This is a genomic window from Microcoleus sp. B3-D7 (assembly GCF_036705305.1).
Classification (GTDB): domain Bacteria; phylum Cyanobacteriota; class Cyanobacteriia; order Cyanobacteriales; family Microcoleaceae; genus Microcoleus.
Map to the genome: position 1 here is coordinate 149,663 of NZ_JAUBUE010000002.1, position 15,380 is coordinate 165,042.

The 15,380-nt window shown below is 47.0% G+C and carries 17 protein-coding genes; 8 read left to right on the plus strand and 9 right to left on the minus strand.

Translation table 11 applies throughout. The features are described 5' to 3' along the window. Positions 1–33 precede the first annotated feature (33 nt). The 4 genes from QUB25_RS02240 (at position 34) to QUB25_RS02255 (ending at position 2,482) form a co-directional block, all read left to right on the plus strand. Entirely contained in the window at positions 34–510 is a 477-nt protein-coding gene (locus QUB25_RS02240) for an FHA domain-containing protein (RefSeq protein ID WP_333093871.1), read from the plus strand. Positions 511–565: 55 nt separating this feature from the next. Continuing rightward, positions 566–1,303 (plus strand): PRC-barrel domain-containing protein, encoded by a 738-nt coding sequence (locus tag QUB25_RS02245; RefSeq protein ID WP_333059046.1) that lies wholly within the window; start codon positions 566–568, stop codon positions 1,301–1,303. 379 nt (positions 1,304–1,682) lie between these two features. Further along, positions 1,683–2,033, plus strand: a complete 351-nt coding sequence (locus QUB25_RS02250) for a hypothetical protein (protein WP_333181883.1) — start codon at positions 1,683–1,685, stop codon at positions 2,031–2,033. Beyond that, on the plus strand, positions 2,030–2,482 hold the full coding sequence (locus tag QUB25_RS02255; RefSeq protein WP_333181884.1) for an FHA domain-containing protein: 453 nt from the start codon (positions 2,030–2,032) through the stop codon (positions 2,480–2,482). The genes QUB25_RS02250 and QUB25_RS02255 overlap by 4 nt, the downstream gene beginning before the upstream one ends. A 141-nt stretch (positions 2,483–2,623) precedes the next feature. Here QUB25_RS02255 and QUB25_RS02260 read toward each other — a convergent pair whose 3' ends face one another. Next, positions 2,624–3,202, minus strand: coding sequence for a DUF1997 domain-containing protein (locus tag QUB25_RS02260; protein ID WP_333181885.1), 579 nt, complete (start codon positions 3,200–3,202; stop codon positions 2,624–2,626). A gap of 208 nt (positions 3,203–3,410) precedes the next feature. Between QUB25_RS02260 and pheA the strand changes: the two genes are divergently transcribed. Both pheA and QUB25_RS02270 read left to right on the plus strand, forming a co-directional pair. Next, positions 3,411–4,337, plus strand: a complete 927-nt coding sequence (pheA, locus tag QUB25_RS02265; protein ID WP_333059042.1) for a prephenate dehydratase — start codon at positions 3,411–3,413, stop codon at positions 4,335–4,337. A gap of 50 nt (positions 4,338–4,387) precedes the next feature. Then, on the plus strand, positions 4,388–5,029 hold the full coding sequence (locus QUB25_RS02270; protein ID WP_333181886.1) for a pentapeptide repeat-containing protein: 642 nt from the start codon (positions 4,388–4,390) through the stop codon (positions 5,027–5,029). 33 nt (positions 5,030–5,062) lie between these two features. On the opposite strand, the gene QUB25_RS02275 is transcribed toward QUB25_RS02270, so the two are convergent. The 7 genes from QUB25_RS02275 to rpsL form a co-directional block, all read right to left on the minus strand. Further along, positions 5,063–6,001, minus strand: a complete 939-nt coding sequence (locus QUB25_RS02275; RefSeq protein ID WP_333181887.1) for a PspA/IM30 family protein — start codon at positions 5,999–6,001, stop codon at positions 5,063–5,065. A gap of 213 nt (positions 6,002–6,214) precedes the next feature. Further along, positions 6,215–6,856 carry an LON peptidase substrate-binding domain-containing protein gene (locus QUB25_RS02280; RefSeq protein ID WP_006632192.1) on the minus strand — a complete coding sequence of 214 codons (642 nt, stop codon included), beginning with the start codon at positions 6,854–6,856 and terminating at the stop codon, positions 6,215–6,217. 408 nt (positions 6,857–7,264) lie between these two features. Next, complete coding sequence (gene rpsJ / locus QUB25_RS02285; RefSeq protein ID WP_006632193.1) at positions 7,265–7,582, minus strand: 30S ribosomal protein S10; 318 nt, start codon at positions 7,580–7,582, stop codon at positions 7,265–7,267. 175 nt (positions 7,583–7,757) lie between these two features. Then, positions 7,758–8,987, minus strand: a complete 1,230-nt coding sequence (tuf, locus tag QUB25_RS02290; protein ID WP_333034796.1) for an elongation factor Tu — start codon at positions 8,985–8,987, stop codon at positions 7,758–7,760. Between the two features lie 101 nt (positions 8,988–9,088). Then, positions 9,089–11,161, minus strand: a complete 2,073-nt coding sequence (gene fusA / locus QUB25_RS02295; RefSeq protein WP_333059036.1) for an elongation factor G — start codon at positions 11,159–11,161, stop codon at positions 9,089–9,091. A gap of 345 nt (positions 11,162–11,506) precedes the next feature. Continuing rightward, complete coding sequence (rpsG, locus tag QUB25_RS02300) at positions 11,507–11,977, minus strand: 30S ribosomal protein S7 (protein ID WP_006632196.1); 471 nt, start codon at positions 11,975–11,977, stop codon at positions 11,507–11,509. 145 nt (positions 11,978–12,122) lie between these two features. Continuing rightward, positions 12,123–12,503: a 30S ribosomal protein S12 gene (gene rpsL / locus QUB25_RS02305; RefSeq protein ID WP_006632197.1), complete on the minus strand. Its 381-nt coding sequence runs from the start codon at positions 12,501–12,503 to the stop codon at positions 12,123–12,125. Between the two features lie 455 nt (positions 12,504–12,958). Between rpsL and QUB25_RS02310 the strand changes: the two genes are divergently transcribed. Together QUB25_RS02310 and QUB25_RS02315 are read left to right on the plus strand one after the other, a co-directional pair. Beyond that, positions 12,959–13,162, plus strand: coding sequence for a hypothetical protein (locus tag QUB25_RS02310; protein ID WP_333034800.1), 204 nt, complete (start codon positions 12,959–12,961; stop codon positions 13,160–13,162). 218 nt (positions 13,163–13,380) lie between these two features. Beyond that, the gene (locus QUB25_RS02315; protein WP_333059034.1) at positions 13,381–14,235 is read left to right on the plus strand and encodes an Npun_R2479 family HD domain-containing metalloprotein; all 855 of its coding nucleotides are present in this window, start codon (positions 13,381–13,383) and stop codon (positions 14,233–14,235) included. A gap of 156 nt (positions 14,236–14,391) precedes the next feature. On the opposite strand, the gene QUB25_RS02320 is transcribed toward QUB25_RS02315, so the two are convergent. After that, the gene (locus QUB25_RS02320) at positions 14,392–14,907 is read right to left on the minus strand and encodes a transcriptional repressor (protein ID WP_333034803.1); all 516 of its coding nucleotides are present in this window, start codon (positions 14,905–14,907) and stop codon (positions 14,392–14,394) included. Positions 14,908–15,380: the final 473 nt, after the last annotated feature.

Sequence of the window (15,380 nt, forward strand, 5' to 3'; positions counted from 1 at the left end):
AAACTCAATGCTGCCAATGTGATTAAGCTGACCTTGCTACATCCACTCCAGTCTATACCCGTCCGCAGTTGGATCTTTGAAGACGAGCAGGTCGTCCGGATCGGGCGCTCGACCGAAAACCACGTCGTTCTTTTTAGCGCTGTGGTTTCTCGTCGCCACATCGAATTGCGGCGCAGCGGCATAACTTGGGAACTGATCAATTTAGGTACCAACGGCACTTACCTCGATGGTAAGCCGATCGCTAAGGTTCCCATTGTGGACGGTCTGATCGTTCACTTGGCTCGCTCAGGGCCGAAAATTCAAATCAACGTAGGTCCGAATCAGTCCTCAGTCCAGTTAGGACAAATTAGCGTCAAGCCCAGGGAGGCTAAGGAAATTAACGCTCCCTCGGGCGGCGTGCACATTAGCACGATTCCTGTTCCCGACCAAAAAGAAGTTGGCACTTCCAGGGAAGAGGAGGAGTTAACCGAGGCAGATAATAATCGCCATTATTCGGAAGAAGAATATTAAATCGGCTTCTTTGGACGATCGACATTTTTCAAAGGCGGCACTCAGGAGTTTATTTATGAGTACATCACCACAGATTGTTAGGCGCAGCGAACTGCTCAACCGACGCACGATCGACCGCAGAACGGCGGAAGAGGTCGGCAGGGTAGATCGAGTTTGGCTCGATGCTCACTCCCAGCGCGCGATCGGCTTTACTTGCAAGTCGGGACTTTTGGGCAGCAAAAAAACTTGGTTCGCTTGGGCGCAAGTTGATACGGTGGGGGAAAATGTTTTTGTCACCATTAACCCGGAACTGCCGGAATTGCATCAGCCGGAACAAGCTGTTTGTCCGATCGGCCTTGAGGTGCTCACGGACGCTGGGAATAAGGCAGGTGCAGTGGTTGACTACCTATTTGATGTCCGCACGGGTTCAGTCACCCACTACCTATTTAAATCGAGCGGCTGGCGCGGTGTTTTAGACGACATTTACTTGTTACCTGTGGCAGCTATTTCGACTATCGGCAGCAAGCGGGCGATAGTCTCTGAAGCTGCTGTATCGGAGCCAGTGCAGTACGCGGAGGGACTGCACAAAAAAGTCGGTCTGGTAGCAGAGTTTTTACAGGAAGATTTCGACAGAACTCTCAAAAATGTGGCAGGTGTGAAGCGGGGCGCTCAAAGTCTGGCGGAAAAATTCCAAGATAAAGCTCTCGAAGTCAGGGATGTAGCTCAAGAAAAAGTTGCAGAGTTGAAGCGGCAAAGGCAAGAATCTGTCCGACCAGAGCCGAACCCGGAGCCGCCCGACTTAGATTTGAGCTGAAGTTTGGCCTTCCCGCTCGCCGGGGGACTAATTGCCGATCACATTTGGGGATCGCGCGCGCGAGGAAGGTCGATCGGTATTTTCGCTATGAGAGATTGATGCGTTGTCGCTCAAAATTCCAGTGCTGCTCAAAGCATTGTATTTTAAATGTATCGCATCAATAAGGAAAATGTTAGCAACTCAAAAAGACCTATGCTGTTGGATACAATCAACAAGTATTTTATCTAGAGACCCCAGGATTAATAATGGGTTAACTTCTTGCTTTATAAACAGCGAGTCGTTGAGCAGTGACTGTCGCCCGAGCGAGAACTCGAATCAGCGCTGCAACCAGCGCGGGTCTGAGTTAAATTCTCTGGTTCGTCAGCGGGAAAAGCGTGATTTGGCCGATCAAATCGAGCGGCTCACCCATGCGAACAATCGCTCCCTCCCAGACCACATTAATCAAGCGGTTAATACCGCTATCAATCACTGGGACGTTCACCTGATTAATAACATCGTGTTTGCTTGTTACCGAGGACAGCAAAAATTTGCGCCTGCGCCAAAAGCTAACCATCAAAAGTTTGTTCAAATGCCTCAAGCAGCCAAAAGTTCAACTTTTACGGCAGAGCGAGGGAATCATGGCGCACTGACGACGCCTTTAAAAATCACATTTTTTGCAGTTTTCTCCCAAAAAATCTCTCTGGAAGTATCCCCGTTTCTGTCTGGCGGTGGAGTGTCAAAACATCAGTGATTACCTTAACTCTTTTACATCCTATCCAGTCTGTCGCGGTTCAAAGTTGGTGTTTTGAATCAGAACCGGTGGTTCGGATCGGTCGATCGAACGACAATGATGTAATTATTTACAGCGCTGTAGTTTCCCGCCACCACGTAGAGCTGTGGAATCACGCCCAGGGCTGGGAAATTATTAATTTTGGTGCTAACGGCACTTATGTAGATGATAGACCGATCGCTCAGGTGTCCGTTGTGGACGGGATGACAATTCGCTTGGGCAATTCCGGGCCAAAAATCAGGATTCGGGTGGCCGCCACGAATCAACCGGGCAAAATAATCAAGCCACCACAGCGCGAACTCCGCCAAAACGACGAAGTTTCAAAAGACAGGTCAACAGCTTGGCCTGGGGGCGTGGGAATCATCGAAGACGATGAACATGGGGGGCTGACTCACATCGATCTTGACTGACCAGCAGCTATATCTCCCTGCTGGCTAGTTCCAACAAAGCGACCGATGCCCAATTCGAGCGTCTAACTAATATTGTGGTAAGTGGCCTGATTTGTGCCTAAATATCCCTATACATTAATTAACAGGTTCTGTTGTAGAATGTCAGCCTTCTAAAGATAAGATTGGGGGGAGATCGATCGATATTAGCTCACTTTCCCTGTTTGCCCAGCGGCGGTAATCTAAGAGCAACTGGTACATCAACCGCTGTTTCACGCTCAGCAGTACGCTCTTGAGCAAAGCATTCCCCGTTGCTTCTAAAATGGGTTTGGGCGTCAGCCAAAACGGCGGCGGTAATTCTACTTGCACTTCCAAATCCGCTTTTCCCTTCAAGTATGCTACCCCGCTGCTTTGGTGTACACAAAGCTTTCCTTTGAGATTGAGAGCAAAGCGATCGTTTATATAACCTACGCCACGAATGTCGCAGGCGACGGACTCCAAATTGATTGTGCCATCCGACTCAGCCCACACCCTCATGTCTACTGTGGGTTGAATGCTCAGCATCATAAATTGTAACGGTCGCATTTTTAGGCGGAAACAGTCATCGCTTAGCTGTTCTGTGCGACTTTGATCGACAAGGGCGTTCACCAGTCGCCTTGGCTGGCGCAGATAATGTTGAATGGGAACTCGTTCCTCTGGTACGGCGATCTCAACGGATTGGGAAGAATTAAAGCGGATATACATGAGAAAATATCAAAATAAAGGATTCCTAAGCATATCTTAATAAAGTATCACCTTTTTTAAGGTGACATAAGTCGCGCACTAAGTCGCGAACCCAGCAATGTCATCCGAGAAATCACTGAGAAAACCTTTCGCGACATCGCTAATTTTTCATCATACTTCGTAGCTGATGAGAGTAAAGCAAACATTTGTAACCTAAAATTGCCTCTAAATGAAAATTTCTATCGCACATCTCGGCCCTGTTGGTACAAATGCAGAAACAGCGGCTCTAGCTTATGTCAATTGGTTGAGCTTGGAAACTAACTTGGAATGCACCCTATGTCCTTATTCCACCATTTCCCAAGCGCTAGAGGCATCTGCCGTAGGGCAGGTTGACTATTCAGTTGTACCCGTCGAAAATTCGATCGAAGGCAGCGTGACTGTCACCTTAGATACACTGTGGCGACTCGATCAACTCCGCATTCAACACGCCTTAGTTTTGCCAATTTCCCACGCCCTGGTGTCTAATGCTAAAAATTTTAACGAGATTCACAAAGTTTACTCTCACCCGCAAGCGCTAGCTCAGTGTCAGGTATGGTTGGGGCAGTTTATTCCCTCAGCTCAATTAATTCCGGCCAATTCAACCACAGAAGCATTGCAATATCTGGAAGATAGAAATGTAGCAGCGATTTCTTCGCCAAGAGCGGCTGAACTTTACAATTTGCCAGTGTTAGCTCACCCCATTAATGATTATCCCGATAATTACACTCGCTTTTGGGTACTCAGCAGGAGTGGTGGAGAAATTGGAAACGTAGAATCAGGGGCTCGCTCCTCCATTAAATCCATTACACAATCTGCTCCTGAGTTGATCCTCGATGCTTCACCGTCTAATTGCACCCATACCTCACTAGCTTTTAGCGTACCTGCCAATATGCCGGGAGCACTGGTAAAACCTTTGCAAGTATTTGCCAGTCGGGGTATTAATTTAAGTCGGATTGAATCTAGACCGACTAAAAGATCGCTCGGAGAATATATTTTCTTTATGGACGTTGAGGCTAACGCCTGCCAAGCATTTGTTCGCTCTGCACTCGAAGAATTAAAAAATCACACAGAAACTTTAAAAATCTTTGGTTGCTACAATGTACTGTCAGTAGTATAATTTTCTTTTATGTAGTATACTTTTTAAGTCAAGCTTAGGAGGCTGGTGAGATGAATGCTGATGAACTTCTCAAACGATACGCAGCCGGAGAAAGAAATTTTCATGAAACAAACTTGAAAGAGGCTTCTTTGCGAGAAGCTTTCCTAACTCATATTAATCTAGCCTGCGCGAATCTCAAAGAAATAAATTTTGCTTTGGCAAACTTAAGGGGGGCAAACTTAATAGCTGCCAAGCTCAAGAATGCTTGCCTGGTGATGACAAAACTCAATGGAGCTAACCTGAGCCGAGCCGATCTAAGTTTCGCACGATTAACAGGAGCCGACATGATTGAGGCAAACTTGGACAACGCCAACTTGAGCGACACCAAAATGATTGGTGTTAATTTGAGCGGAGCATCCTTGTACGCCGCAAACCTGATGGAAGCGAATCTCCTAGATGCTTGCTTGGACAATACCAACCTCGAAAAAGCCCATCTAAGCGAGGCTAAACTGCGGGGAGCGAGTCTGATAAAAGCCAACTTGAGAAATGCTTTCTTGTGTGAAAGTAACCTTGAGGGCGCAGATTTGAGAGAAGCTGATTTGAGCGGTGCTAATTTGAGCGGCGCATTTTTATGCGGTGCTAATTTTGAGGGAGCTAAGCTAGATGAGGCAATTTTAAGTGGGGCAATACATTTTTGCGTCAGACAAGTTTGATATCACGCAATATATAACCGGAGAATCCGACAACTAAGGACTAAAAAATATACTATTGACTTGGCTGAAAGTGAAGTCAATTTGCTGCTGTACCTTAGCAAAATGAAGCTGCATCTTGAGGATCTCTTTCTTGGAATTAGCTTGAGCAATCTTACTTTCCAAAGCCAGCAAGTTGCGGTTGAGATTTTCTACTCGCACAGTTTGGTAGTCTAAGTCAATTTTTAGTTCTGCTGCCTGATCGAATTGAACCTGCTTGCGAACCACGGCGAGGCGGACTGAATTTTCATCCTGTGTCTGAAGAGCTAGCAAAGCTCGCTGCTGCCACTGGTTGGCTTGAGATTCAGCTTGATTGTACAGCCACTGAATCCGCAGTTGGGCGGAAATCGCAATGCCAACAGCCTGACGCAGTTCTTTGAGAGGTTCCTGAATTTCTAAGATTAATAGTTCCCAAAGATTCATCAATTCAGTGGTAAATTCTTCGCGTGCTACAGAGGCTACCAGTGCTTCTAATAGCAACAAATTTGGTTGCATCTGCTGCGAAATTGTCTCAAATATTAACTGTGCTTCGGACATTTGCCGATCGTAATTTTTTTCTGAGACTGCACCGGATGAGTGCTTTAATATTTTTTCCGTGCTGTCTAACTCTGCTTCTGAATCTGAACTTGAAGCTACAAAAGCCTGTAATTTTTCGCGGGCGATCGAATTCAGCCTTTGTCGAAGCAAATCGCAGGCCGCCCGCTGCACTGGTCCTGTTTCGCTTTGACAAATCTTGATGACTATTTTTAAGCCGGCATCGCCGTAATTCAAGGTCTCTCTCAGGGCGGCCATTCGATGTTCGTTGACAGAACTAGACAGCCGATGTTTAACTCCTGCTAGTCCGCCGAGCACTACACCGCCCACAGGAGGTGGCAGTTGACCGCCTCTAACTGCATCGTATGGTTTCGGTTGGTCGTGATTGTCTAACACAAGCATTTACTGCTATAAGGAACCTATCCGAACCTGTTTGAAGTTAAGAATTAAACAGATACCAGTTCCAAAAAAGAATGGAACTGTACGCCATCTCCAAACCCTTAGTTCATAACTCATTCCCAATCGAAAATTGAAAATCGAAAATGGTATGATTTGTGTGTAATTCTTTCTTCAATGCAGGTTAAACCGATCGTACTTTTTTCCTGCGCCCATTGGCTACTTGAGCGTATCTTTAAGTACAGTCCTCGCTGCCAAATGATTGCGAGTAGAAGTCAAAATTTCGGTTTCGCGTTCCAATCTCGCAGCAGTATCTTGCAATTCTAAAAGAGTTTGCTGTTCTGTCGCTGCGCCGTAAAGGTAGCTGGCTACCCAGTAGGACAATTCTGTAGGCAAACTGGGAATGTCTTCGGGCAGGTCGATCGGCTGATCCATCAATTTGCTGGAGAGGCGAACTACATCTCTCAGCAGTTGTTCGACATCTTTTCCCAAAGGTCTGAGGTCTTTTTGCGGCGGTTCGTCTTCGATCCATTCTACTAGACCGACTAAATAGGGTTTTTCCCGAACGGCGTCGAGCACTCGGAACCGCTGCTGCCCGAGAGTCATAATTTTCATGCGATCGTCGGGCAGGCGTTGGCAGTGAATCACTTCGGCGCAACAGCCAACGGCAGAGACTTTGTTTTGGTTGGGGTCCCACATGAGTACACCGAAACGCCGATCGCCCTCCAGAATCGTATTCATCATGATTCGATAGCGAAACTCGAAGATTTGCAGTGGGAGTGGCCTACCTGGAAATAGAACCACTTCCGGCAACGGAAATAAGGGGAGTTCGCGAACTGCTACAGAGGAAGAGGATGCCATTGTCGCTCAAAAGTGACGGTACTTGCGCTTATTTTTCTTACTTTAACTGATTAAAGGCAATTCCGGGGCAGGAGCGATCGGGCTTTTTCGCTCGCAACGGAAGCGACGGCGAGCTATCTCCGGTGCTGGCAGCTTGACAAAGGCGTTATTTCGTCAAAATGTTAAATATACCTTTTTGGTAAACTAAGTGAGTCCAAAGGCGATGATAGCGACTGCTAAAGGAGCATTTTTGTAGTGATCGCGCCTTAATTAAGAATAATTATTTAAGTTCGTGTCGGAGCAGAAATTTTTGCTAATTATTAACTAATAACTAATACCTAATAACTAATGACTAGGAAAATTTCAACAAAAAGAAGGAACAATTTATTTAATCTTTGTTCCTTCTTTCCGAGTTTTCGATAACTCAATCTACAGCTTGACTTCGATATCTACGCCGGCTGGCAAATCCAATTTCATCAAAGCGTCAATTGTTTTCGCCGATGGCTGGTGAATGTCGATAATCCGGCGGTGCGTGCGGGTTTCAAAGTGTTCGCGAGAATCTTTGTCTACGTGGGGCGATCGCAGCAAGCAGTAAATCCGGCGTTTGGTGGGCAAAGGAATCGGGCCGATCGCTGTGGCTGCTGTCCGATTTGCTGTATCTACAATCTTTTCACAGGATGCGTCTAGAATCCGGCGATCGAAAGCTTTGAGGCGAATGCGAATTTTTTGCTGTTGAATTGTTGCCATTTTTGTTTCTTGAATTTTCTAGGTTCAGTTTGTTGTTTGTTGTCTGTTGCCTGTTTGCAGTTGTTTTTGGGCTAACTGCTAACTGAGGACTCATGACTAATCCCTAATCACTAAATAGCAGAAAAGCCTAATTTTATTTCGCGGCTTTTCTGCTATTTAAGCTGTTATCGGAGTCCTACTTGAGGATTTTGGAAACAACGCCGGCGCCGACGGTGCGGCCGCCTTCGCGGATAGCGAAGCGCATTCCTTGTTCGATCGCGATCGGGTGAATCAACTCAACAGTCATTTTGATCCGGTCACCGGGCATCACCATTTCTGCTTCACTACCGTCATCAGCGGTGAATTGTGCGATCGTGCCGGTCACGTCAGTGGTACGGACGTAGAATTGAGGGCGATATCCAGAGAAAAAGGGCGTGTGCCGACCGCCTTCTTCCTTCTTCAGGATGTACACTTCAGATTCAAACTGAGTGTGAGGCATGATGCTTTTCGGCTTGGCAATCACCATTCCGCGTTCAATATCCGCCTTTAAAATCCCCCGTAGCAGTAGACCCACGTTGTCGCCGGCCAAACCTTCATCCAACTGCTTGGTGAACATTTCCACACCAGTCACCGTAGTGCTGCGAGTGTCCTTAAGACCCACCAATTCGACTGTTTCGCCGACTTTGATTGTGCCGCGCTCAATCCGACCAGTAGCAACAGTACCGCGACCCGTAATCGAGAATACATCTTCTACAGCCATCAAGAAAGGCTTGTCAATTTCGCGCTCTGGCGTGGGGATGTAAGCATCTACTTCTTCCATCAGCTTGTAGATTTTGTCAACCCACTCATTTTCGCCCTTGACAGTCTTGGGATTAGCAAGCATCGCTTCGAGAGCTTTCAATCCCGAACCTGTGACGATGGGGATGTCATCGCCCGGAAAATCGTAAGAGCTCAAAAGTTCGCGAACTTCCAGTTCTACCAATTCCAAAAGTTCAGCATCATCCACCATGTCTTCTTTGTTCAAGAACACAACCAAGCTGGGAACGCCAACTTGCTTAGCTAGCAGGATGTGTTCGCGAGTTTGAGGCATGGGGCCGTCTGCTGCTGACACTACTAGGATGCCGCCGTCCATTTGAGCAGCACCGGTGATCATGTTTTTCACATAGTCAGCGTGTCCGGGGCAATCTACGTGGGCATAGTGCCGACCTGTGGTTTCGTATTCCACGTGAGCAGTATTAATCGTAATACCCCGTGCTTTTTCTTCTGGCGCAGCGTCGATGTCGGCGTAGTTCTTAGCCTTTGCTTGACCTAGTGCAGAGAGAGTCATCGTAATCGCGGCGGTCAAAGTTGTTTTGCCGTGGTCAACGTGACCGATCGTGCCGATGTTTACGTGGGGTTTATTCCGTTCAAATTTTGCGCGTGCCATTCTTGATCTGTTCCTTGTTTCTTTTAGCGATTTTAGACTTTAGATTTTAGATTCTAGACTTTGGATTTAATCCAAAATCCAAAATCTAAAATCTAAAATCATTAGTTTCCTTTGTTCTTAGCGATAATGGCTTCAGCCACGTTTCGCGGCACTTCTTCGTAATGGCTGAATTCCATTGTGAAGATGCCTCGACCTTGGGTTTTCGAGCGGATGTCGGTGGCGTAACCAAACATTTCTGCTAGTGGAACTTTTACAGAAACTTTGGCTATCCCCTGATCCGTCTCTTGACCTTCGATCTGACCCCGACGCGAGTTGAGGTCTCCGATGACGTTCCCGATGTAATCTTCGGGAACTTCAACCTCTACTTTCATCATAGGCTCTAGCAGCACTGGCGACGCCTTCATCACGGCTTCTTTGATCGCCATTGAACCGGCGATCTTAAATGCCATTTCTGAGGAGTCTACGTCGTGGAAAGACCCGTCTACCATAGTAGCTTTGAGGTCAATCACGGGATACCCTGCTACAATACCTGATTCGCAGGCTTCTTTCATCCCTTGTTCTGCCGGGCCGATGTACTCTTTGGGTACAGTGCCACCAACAATTTTGGAGACAAATTCAAAGCCGCTTCCGACTTCGGTGGGTTCTAGTTCGATCACAACGTGACCGTACTGACCTTTACCGCCACTTTGGCGGATAAATTTACCTTCGGCGCGGACGGATTTGCGAATGGTTTCACGGTAGGCTACTTGTGGCTGACCCACGTTGGCTTCTACTTTGAATTCCCGCAGCATCCTGTCTACCAGGATTTCCAGGTGCAGTTCGCCCATGCCGGCGATGACTGTCTGGTTGGTTTCTGGGTCAACGTTGACTCGGAAGGTGGGGTCTTCTTCCGAGAGCGACTGGAGGGCTTTGGAGAGCTTCTCCATGTCTTGTTTGGTTTTGGGTTCGACAGCCACCGAGATCACTGGCTCTGGAATAAACAGAGATTCCAGAATCACTGGCGCTCCTTCTTCGCAGAGGGTGTCGCCGGTGAAGGTGTCTTTCAAACCCAAGGCTGCTCCCAAGTCTCCTGCCCGCAGTTCCTCAACTTCTATCCGATCGTCCGCTTTGAGTACAATTAGGCGAGAAACCCGCTCTTTTTTGTCTTTGGTGGAGTTCAGGACGTAGGTTCCTTTTTTGAGGATACCGGAGTAGACGCGAACAAAGGTCAGCCGACCGTAGGGGTCAGCCATGATTTTGAATGCCAAGGCTGACAGGGGCGCGCCGTCGTCTGCAAATCGTTCTGCGGTGTCGCCGTTGGGCAGGAGCCCTTGAATTGGGGGAACTTCCAATGGCGACGGCAGGTAGTCGATTACTGCATCCAACAACAACTGAACGCCTTTGTTTTTGAACGCCGAACCACAGAGCATGGGGACGATCGTACCTTCGACAGTGCCGTGACGCAGGGCCAAGCGGATTTCGTCTTCCGTTAACTCTTCGCCTTCGAGGTATTTCTCGGTGAGGGCGTCGTTGGTTTCTGCTACCGACTCGATCAGCTTGGTGCGGTATTCTACGGCTAGATCCTTTACTTCATCGGGGATTTCTACTTCCTCGATGTCGGTTCCCGTGTCGTTGTTGTAGATATAGGCTTTCATGTGCACTAAGTCTACAATTCCCCGGAAGTTTTCTTCACTGCCGATCGGGATTTGGATGGGTACGGCGTTCGCTCTCATTCGATCGCGAATTTGGCCGTAGACTTTGTAGAAGTTTGCCCCCATCCGATCCATTTTGTTGACGAACACGATCCTCGGTACTTTGTACCTATCGGCCTGTCGCCAAACTGTTTCGGATTGCGGCTGCACTCCCCCTACCGAGCAGAACACTGCGATCACTCCGTCGAGCACTCGCATCGAGCGTTCGACTTCGATCGTGAAGTCTACGTGTCCGGGAGTGTCGATGATGTTGATTTTGTAATCTTTCCAACTGGTGGTGATAGCAGCGGCAGTAATCGTAATTCCCCGCTCCCGCTCTTGCTCCATCCAGTCAGTGACTGCTGTTCCCTCGTGCACTTCACCCATTTTGTGAACCATGCCTGAATAGAACAGAATTCTTTCAGTTGTTGTTGTTTTGCCCGCGTCTATGTGGGCTGCGATGCCGATGTTGCGAGTTTTTTCTAGCGGGACGGTACGTGCCACAGCTACCTCCTTAATCTTGTGTTGCTGTTATAATACTATTATACTACACAGTAACCCTATTTTGCACTCCCCAGTGACTTACAAAAGTCTCTGGAGCTTATTGTTACATTTTAATATTTTTTGCAAGATTTGTTTACAAAAATATTAAGGATGCGACATGGAGGATTCAGAGAGTGCATAAATTTTGAGTGCAGGAGTTTTGATTTTGAGAGTTTTGAGTTTGCTTCACGAATCGCAAGTGCGCCAAGAGAAGCAATCTCAACACTCAAAACTTACACTTTCCAATTTCTCACCCGATGCTTTTATACCGCACGATCGCGCTCTTCTCCATGCCCGGTGTTGCAGTTAGTAGCGGTAGTGAGCAAAAGCCTTGTTAGCTTCAGCCATGCGGTGAGTTTCTTCGCGCTTGCGAATAGCACTCCCTGTTTCGTTAGCTGCATCCATCAGTTCGTTGGCTAGCTTGGCTGCCATCGAGCGGCCGGTGCGGGCGCGGGCAAATCTGATCAGCCAGCGGAGGGCGAGGGTGGTACCGCGATCGGAACGCACTTCCATTGGAACTTGGTAGGTGGCGCCACCTACCCGGCGGGCTTTGACTTCTACCAGAGGTGTCGCGTTTTTGACTGCTTTTTCAAACAAGTCTAACGGTTCAGCCCCTGTGCGTTCTTGGATGGTTTTGAGGGCGTCGTAGACGATGCTGGAGGCAACGGATTTTTTGCCGTGCTGCATGATCCGTCTCACCATCATGCTTACCAACCGGCTGTTGTAGGTTGGATCTGGTGGAACTGGACGTTTTTGAATAACTGTGCGGCGAGACATAGTTCTATTTGGGATTTTTGATTTTGAATGATTGAGTTTGGGGTTTTGGGATCACATCTCGATTTTTGACGATCGAGCGTGCAATTGAGCGGCGCGATCGGATTTATTTTTGCTTCCCAACCCCGACGATCGGGCGAGTTCCGTGTTATTTTTTCTCTTTAGGACGCTTGGCCCCGTATTTGGAACGACCCTGCTTGCGGTCTTTCACCCCAGCGGTGTCTAATGTACCCCGAATGATGTGGTATCTAACTCCGGGCAAATCTTTTACCCGACCGCCCCGGATCATTACTACCGAGTGTTCTTGCAAGTTGTGACCGATCCCAGGGATGTAGGCGGTGACTTCAAAACCAGAGGTCAGCCGTACCCGAGCCACCTTCCGCAGCGCCGAGTTGGGTTTTTTCGGGGTGGTCGTGTACACTCTGGTGCAAACTCCGCGGCGCTGGGGGCAACTCTTGAGAGCTGGCGATTTGGTTTTTTTCTGCGTTTGTTCCCGTGCTGAACGGATGAGTTGCTGAATAGTGGGCATGAGTTACGGCATTTCTAGCTTTTTGCTGAATATAGTGATTTGGCTGTATCCGCACTGAAAGTCCCTTCCCCTCTGGGGGGACGGGATGAATGAAAATAATTATGGGTAAGTGAGGATACCAGACTCTATATTGTACACGACGGGTGTTTCTTTGGCAAGAAATTTGCGCGACCCGCGATCAAACTTCCTTCCTTGCTGCAAGTTGTCCAGGGGCGAGCGCAACGGGAGAATGGTATGTGACATCTTATAATTTAGGCGCAACTATGATGATTTTCAGAGCCGTCAGCAAAATTTATGACGATCGCAATATCGCGCTTTTTCGATCAAATTACGATTGTGAGGAGAAGTGCATTAACTCCTGCCTGGGATCGCATCACAGTCTATAGCCGATCTACATCACATAAAATTATCTAAAACTGCCGGACAATAAGAAATATACATTGAGTTGACTGCAGATGACAACCAAAGCTTATATTCCTGAATATAAAATTTCCGAACTTTACTTGAATATTTGGAAATCCGGTAAGATCGATCGGACTGTGTTCCAGCAAATTCAATACGCAATTAATTCTCACAGTTTAAAAAGTTCAGAGGATAGAAAAATTGTCAGCAGGCTGCTGTATGCAGTACGGCGGGGATGGGTGTCAGTGATGGACTGAGTTACTTGGGAATTTTGACTCAGGGCGCGAGATTGCTTGGTAACTCCCCCGACCTAGCTGCGTCAATGAGTTTTGTGATTGCCACCCACCTGCCACCCACAGAGCATAACGCACACGGGGTGCATGAGTTGTGAGCTAAAATCTCCTCCATAAAATTAGAGGACTCCCAAATAGATGCACCGCTCTTAAAAGGAAATATTAAGGTAAAAGGACAGGGTATGTTTAATTCTACAGAACTGCTGATCGAGGCTTTCATCGAACAACTTCAGAACGGGTACAGCCGCACTTACGGAGGCTACAAATCAGACTATGCTGACATTATTGCCTGGGTGGGGGCAATGGCGTTAGAAAACATCGCCAACAGCGACGCTCTTTATCACAATGTAGAACACGCCATTTGCATTAGCTTAGTCGGTCAAGAAATCTTGCGGGGAAAACACATTCGCAAGGGCGGAGTTTCCTGCGAAGATTGGCTGCACTTCATCATTTCTTTGCTGTGCCAAGACATCGGATATGTCAAAGGAGTTTGCCGGCAAGACCAAGAATCAGAAGGATTGTATGCTACTGGAAAAGATGGCATGAGAATTGCACTTGCTCCCGGTGCAACAGCGGCTAGCTTAGCTCCTTACCGAGTTGACAGAGCTAAATTGTTCATTGACGAGCGCTTCGGCAACCACAAGCTAATTAATGCTGAGATAATTAAGCAGAACATAGAACAGACTCGTTTCTCGGTGCTTGACGGCAACACTGACGAGGATGCAGGTAATTATTCTAGTTTAGTGCGCGGTGCTGACTTGATAGGTCAGCTCAGCAACCCGCAATATTTGCAGAAAATTGGCGCGCTGTTTTACGAGTTGGAAGAAAGCGGTGCTACTAAAGTTTTGGGCTATCGACATCCGGGCGACCTGCTGCAAAGCTACTCTAAGTTTTACTGGAGCGGCATTTATCCTCACATCAGTGAATCTCTCGGTTACTTGCAGTTGACGCAGGAAGGCAAACAGATTGTTGCTAGTTTGTACGCTAACATATTTCGGATGGAACACCAACGTTGCGATTCTTCTGAGGTTGCTTGATTGCAAAAGTGAATTCACTCGTCAGCAGTTAGCAGTCTGTTGTCAGTTGTCATTGGGTATTTGTAGGTGCTAATAACTAACAGCTCATAACGAATAACAAAGCACAAATTACCAATGACCACCAATTCCCGATTACCGAAGTGTATTTCATCCCTATCAACTACTTTCTTCCTCCATTTCCGAATGATATCTGGGACACAACCAATTGCTGGGTACCAAAGAAGGCCATCCCTCCCGTAGCGCTTCCAAACAAACAGCTCGCACAGTTAATTGACAGTCAAGCAGTTCTACCCCAGCTTTTTCAACTTGCTTTTTGCCAATTCTTAAAATAGATTCATCGCTAAATTCAAAGGTTTTGTGACACTGAATGCAAACCAGGTGGTGGTGGTGGTGCAATTCGGGAAAATTCAGTTCGTAATGTTTGTGTCCTTCTGCTAATTCTAGTTCACGCAAAATTCCTATCCTTGCTAATAAATGCAGCGTTCTGTAGACAGTAGACAAGCCTATTCGTTCTCCTTGATTCTGCAAAGTCTTGTATAATTCTTCCGCACTTAAATGATTGCCTTGTGGCAGATTTTGAAAAACACTCAAAATAGTTTCTCGCTGGGGAGTCAGGCGGCAGCCTCTTTGGTTGAGTTCGACCTTGAGTGAGTTAGCACTGTATAAATTCATGTCGGAAAAAATAAATAAGTTGAGCGATGATTGTCATGGATTATCTGTTATTTATTCGTGCTATTTTTTAGAGGCTCCTAAAGTATATTTTCCGTGATAATCCATATAAATCTAGACTCCCCCTTTAGTCCAGGGTAAGCTGCTAGCCACCTATCCCCCTTGCTAAAAGTGGAATTAAAAAAGTTGTTTTCGGTATTTCTTCGTAATTTTTGTGAAGTTGAGAGCAATGTTGCGAATAAGCATTGGTAAAACAAGTCTTAGGTTCAAAGTCAGTGCAACCGATCGCATCTTCAGTACAAGCAACGCACGGGCGCACTGTAAATGTGAGGCGCTAGTCCTTAGTAAAAAAATCCCAATAACAAGGAAAAGGAATTGGATACAAGCGCTTGATTTGATGGACTCCTTCTGGCAATGTTACGGACAGACTCCACAAAAATAGTCAAAGTGGCAATACATAACTATTAGAAAAAGAC

Bases quoted from the DNA above. Each gene is read 5' to 3' on its own strand.
- rpsG (WP_006632196.1), bottom strand. From the start codon at position 11,977: ATGTCTCGCCGCACAGTTATTCAAAAACGTCCAGTTCCACCAGATCCA.
- pheA (WP_333059042.1), top strand. From the start codon at position 3,411: ATGAAAATTTCTATCGCACATCTCGGCCCTGTTGGTACAAATGCAGAA.
- rpsL (WP_006632197.1), bottom strand. From the start codon at position 12,503: ATGCCCACTATTCAGCAACTCATCCGTTCAGCACGGGAACAAACGCAG.
- QUB25_RS02245 (WP_333059046.1), top strand. From the start codon at position 566: ATGAGTACATCACCACAGATTGTTAGGCGCAGCGAACTGCTCAACCGA.
- QUB25_RS02275 (WP_333181887.1), bottom strand. From the start codon at position 6,001: ATGCTTGTGTTAGACAATCACGACCAACCGAAACCATACGATGCAGTT.
- QUB25_RS02260 (WP_333181885.1), bottom strand. From the start codon at position 3,202: ATGTATATCCGCTTTAATTCTTCCCAATCCGTTGAGATCGCCGTACCA.
- QUB25_RS02280 (WP_006632192.1), bottom strand. From the start codon at position 6,856: ATGGCATCCTCTTCCTCTGTAGCAGTTCGCGAACTCCCCTTATTTCCG.
- QUB25_RS02315 (WP_333059034.1), top strand. From the start codon at position 13,381: ATGTTTAATTCTACAGAACTGCTGATCGAGGCTTTCATCGAACAACTT.
- QUB25_RS02270 (WP_333181886.1), top strand. From the start codon at position 4,388: ATGAATGCTGATGAACTTCTCAAACGATACGCAGCCGGAGAAAGAAAT.
- QUB25_RS02320 (WP_333034803.1), bottom strand. From the start codon at position 14,907: ATGAATTTATACAGTGCTAACTCACTCAAGGTCGAACTCAACCAAAGA.
- QUB25_RS02310 (WP_333034800.1), top strand. From the start codon at position 12,959: ATGACAACCAAAGCTTATATTCCTGAATATAAAATTTCCGAACTTTAC.
- rpsJ (WP_006632193.1), bottom strand. From the start codon at position 7,582: ATGGCAACAATTCAACAGCAAAAAATTCGCATTCGCCTCAAAGCTTTC.
- tuf (WP_333034796.1), bottom strand. From the start codon at position 8,987: ATGGCACGCGCAAAATTTGAACGGAATAAACCCCACGTAAACATCGGC.